This is a genomic window from Vibrio sp. V42_P2S4T144 (genome assembly GCF_009904715.1).
Taxonomy (GTDB): Bacteria; Pseudomonadota; Gammaproteobacteria; order Enterobacterales; family Vibrionaceae; genus Vibrio; species Vibrio alginolyticus.
Genome location: NZ_WXWS01000610.1, coordinates 1 through 3,560 on the forward strand (window position 1 = coordinate 1; position 3,560 = coordinate 3,560).

The following is a 3,560-nucleotide window of genomic DNA, read 5'->3' on the forward strand; positions in this document are numbered from 1 at the left end:
GCTCATAGGCCTGTGGTGTGGTGTCCTGTTCTTTATTGTTTTACAACAATTTCATTTCAGTAATAAACATCGCCAACGCCTATTATGGTTCATTGTCCTTGCGGTTGTTATCGAAGCCATTTTTGGTCTGACACAATATCTGTATCTCAAACCAGGTAATCCGTTTGGTTACGACACGGTGGCCAATCGTCCTTATGGTATTTTCCAACAGCCCAATGTAATGGCCAGCTTTCTTGCGACAGGGTTGGTGATTGCCAGCTATTTACTTGCACGTCAGCCCTACAAATACGACCGTAAGTTAAGCGATGTTTACCTTCTCTATGCCGTGCCAGTTTTAACTTTACCACTAATTGTGGCGTTGGCTTCACGCACTGGTTGGTTAGCCTCGGTCATCGCCGTGTTGTTGGTCATTCCATACATGTACCGTTTTGCAACCAAAGGGCGCTTTATCCGCTGGGTTGTGTCACTTGTAAGTGGGCTCTTATTCTCAGTCGTTGTCATGCATCTTGCCTTTCCTGATGGAGGTGGGTTAGCCGCAGAAAAAGTAAATATGGAGTCTCCTCGAGCGTATACTTTTCCGCAAACATTAGACATGGTGATTGAAAAGCCTTTTACTGGTTATGGATATGGTAAATTTGAATCTGAGTACATGCTGTATACGGCTCGTCAACATGCCCTAAATGAGAATTACCCAGCTGGTTTGCCAGCCATGGATCATCCGCATAACGAGCTGCTTTACTGGGGAGTAGAAGGTGGCTTGCTGCCAATACTCGGCATCTTCTTAGCGATGGCACTGGTACTGTATCGAATCTATCAAGCCAAACGCGGAACTCGTCTTGCGTTGCTGGCCTTGTTTATACCTATCGTATTGCACTCACAACTGGAATACCCTTTCTACCACTCTCTCGTGCATTGGTTGATCTTCGTTATCCTACTGTACTGGGTCGATCAGCGCGTCTCTCGTTATCGACAAGTCGGTTTTAGTAATGTAACCAAAAGCTTGCTGCGTGTTTTTAGTTTGGTACTTCCCGTTGCGTTTACGTTTTACATGGTAAGCGCATTACATACGAATTATGTATTGACGAAGTTTGAGACCACTAGACCAACTAACCCTGATATTCTGAATCAAGTCAGTAACCCTGTAGTTTGGAAAGACAGGTTTGATTGGGATGTCTATAGCACGTTTTTAAACCTTGGGCTGTACCAACAAGACGCAACCTTGATTCAGCCTTATATCGATTGGTCGCTAAAAATCATCAAAGATAAGCCTCGCCCTGCATTTTATAATAATTTGATTTTGGCCTACCAAGGCTTAGATGACTCAAGTAAAGCGGAGCAAATTAGAGCTGAAGCGCAGTTTTTGTTCCCGAAGATTGATTTCAGTGACGTCAATTACCAACCACCTTCTCAAGCAATCTCTGCCTCACCAGTCCCCACTTCAGGAGCTGAGTAATATGACCCGTCCTGATATGGGTTGGCACTTTTTAACTAAAACGCTCGATGTACTTGATCGGGCGTTTTGTATTTTAAAGCCGTATGAGGCCTCATTTGATTATAGATATCTACGGACTCTGCTACCATCGTCCTTGCTTCTTTCAGATCTTTCGGTTTCTTCAGCAAGAGCTCCATTTTGAGTATCCCATTTACACGCTCAGCTAAAGCATTCTGATAACAGTCATACCCGTCAGTCATTGAGCAAGTCACTCTATGTTTCTTATGGATATCTTGATATTCCTTCGAACAGTATTGTGAGCCTCTATCTGAGTGGTGTATTAGCTTTTCTTCACTCTGCCGTTGCCTGAGAGCTGAGATAAATGCCCGCTTAACTGATTGAATTTTCATGTTGTCATCCACATAAAAACCAACAATCTTCCTTGAATAAGCGTCTGTAACCAAGCTGAGATAACTCTCTCCATTTTGAGTTGGCAAGTAAGTAATATCAGCAACCCACAGTTGTTCTGGCTTCGTTGGTGTCAGCCCATCTTTCACTTTGTTTGGGTGACAGAAAAATCGATGACGGCTGTCAGTCGTTCGGTGATAGGCTCGTCTTGCTCTCACTAACAGCCGATGCTTTCTGAGAAGTTCAAAGAGCTTATCGCGACCTATTTGAATGCCCTTTGTTGCTGCTAAGAACTTCAGTTTACGCGTGCCAATGCGTGGCTGCTTCAGCCTGACTTCACGGACAAAGCCAATGACAGCATGCTCATGATGTTCACAACGAGATTGAGTTTGGCATTGCTTATAATAAGCTTGGCGAGAGATTTGTACTAACTGACAAAACTTCGTAACGCTCAAACCTACTATGGTTTTCTCTTGGACAACGCTTCTTTGTGCTTTTTTGTCACTCTAACACCATAGTCACGTTCCATAACGTTCACGACAGCTTCAAAGAAGTCGGCTTTGAGTTGAGCATCTTCGAGCTGCTTTTCAAGCTCTTTAATACGTTGCTCTGGTGTAGGAGGTGAATTGAACTCGGTCATAGAGTCTCCTTTGGACATAAAGTTAGGTGTCCCTTTAGACCAATCTAGTCGACCATGCTTACGAAGCCAAACCAAAACCGTAGAGCAACCTTGGATGCCATACTTCTCTTGGGCTTGTTTGTAAGTGAGGCTTCCTTTTTCAACCTCATCAACTACAGTGAGTTTAAAAGCGAGGGAGTAATCGCGCTGAGTTCTTTTAGTTGTTGATTTCATAACACTCTCCAATTTTGGGGGGAGAAAGTGTCAACCTTATTTAGGACGGCACACAAAAAGAATTGAAAGCCGAGCAAAGCGCTCGGCTTTTTTATGCGCGTCTAATACGGTTTTGCTTTTCATCGTGTTTGTTTACCCAACTTATTACTTCGTCTAAGGGCAGGGCAGAACAAGTAACCCTGAATGATGTCACAGCCTCGACTTCTCAAAAAATGCAGTGTGTCCATGTCTTGAACGCCTTCTGCTACGACCGAATACCCTAATCCATGTGCTAGCGCAATCGTGTTCTCAACGATAGAGCGGGAGCCTTCAGTGCGGCTTGCTGTGAAAAGAAATTAACCAGCTTACCTTGAAACGTATTATCAATCTTTCGACGTTTTTGAGGCTATCTCATAATTTGAATCAGTCATTGGCCTTCAGGTTGTGTCATGTCTTCGATAGACTCAAAGTAGTATTTACGATAAGGGAGCCCAGTAAGAGCGTCATGGACGGCATTGCGCTTCTCTCTTTCAGCAACAGTATGAAGCTTTAATATCGAATCGTTGCTCCACTTAATCACCAGCACGACAAAGATACTGCCGCCAAAAAGTATAAGAGAAACCCCCGTTTCTAAGAGAGAAGTAATAGGTTTTTGCATGATAGCGTGCAAAAAAACGGCATAAGCAAAAATGAAACAGCTGATTAACAATAATAGGAAAGTCCACCCGGTTACGTCAGTTTTCGAGCAGATGTTTTTTGTCATCTGCCATCCCCAGCAGAGCAAAATCAAACCTAAGATCACTAATAGAAATGCAATAGTGGGCACATTATTACCCCGATTTATTGATTGGTTTGTTATTTTTGTTCACCCAATAAACAACGTAGCTT

4 protein-coding genes and 1 pseudogene are annotated in these 3,560 nt (G+C 43.3%); 2 read left to right on the plus strand and 3 right to left on the minus strand.

Features of this window, described 5'->3' with window-relative positions; all coding sequences use genetic code 11:
• The coding region (locus tag CAG68_RS19965) for a Wzy polymerase domain-containing protein (protein ID WP_161441564.1) at window positions 1-1,453 on the plus strand (1,453 nt) is incomplete at its 5' end.
• A 35-nt stretch (window positions 1,454-1,488) separates the two neighbouring features.
• Here CAG68_RS19965 and CAG68_RS19970 read toward each other — a convergent pair.
• The 3 genes and pseudogenes from CAG68_RS19970 to CAG68_RS22585 all read right to left on the minus strand — a co-directional run bounded on the left by CAG68_RS19970 (window position 1,489) and on the right by CAG68_RS22585 (window position 3,330).
• Window positions 1,489-2,693, minus strand: a protein-coding gene (locus CAG68_RS19970) for an IS3 family transposase (RefSeq protein WP_161441565.1) whose coding sequence is annotated in 2 segments (ribosomal slippage) — window positions 1,489-2,342 and window positions 2,342-2,693 — 1,206 coding nt in all. Because the reading frame shifts where the segments join, the coding sequence is not laid out codon by codon here.
• A 91-nt stretch (window positions 2,694-2,784) separates the two neighbouring features.
• Window positions 2,785-3,028: pseudogene (locus CAG68_RS22580) on the minus strand (EAL domain-containing protein); the annotation flags it as partial.
• 71 nt (window positions 3,029-3,099) lie between these two features.
• Window positions 3,100-3,330, minus strand: coding sequence for a hypothetical protein (locus CAG68_RS22585; RefSeq protein ID WP_224721257.1), 231 nt, complete (start codon window positions 3,328-3,330; stop codon window positions 3,100-3,102).
• Between the two features lie 31 nt (window positions 3,331-3,361).
• On the opposite strand from CAG68_RS22585, the gene CAG68_RS22455 reads away from it, so the two are divergent.
• The coding region (locus CAG68_RS22455; RefSeq protein ID WP_237667906.1) for a hypothetical protein at window positions 3,362-3,560 on the plus strand (199 nt) is incomplete at its 3' end.

Bases quoted from the DNA above. Each gene is read 5' to 3' on its own strand.
- CAG68_RS22585 (WP_224721257.1), bottom strand. From the start codon at position 3,330: ATGCAAAAACCTATTACTTCTCTCTTAGAAACGGGGGTTTCTCTTATA.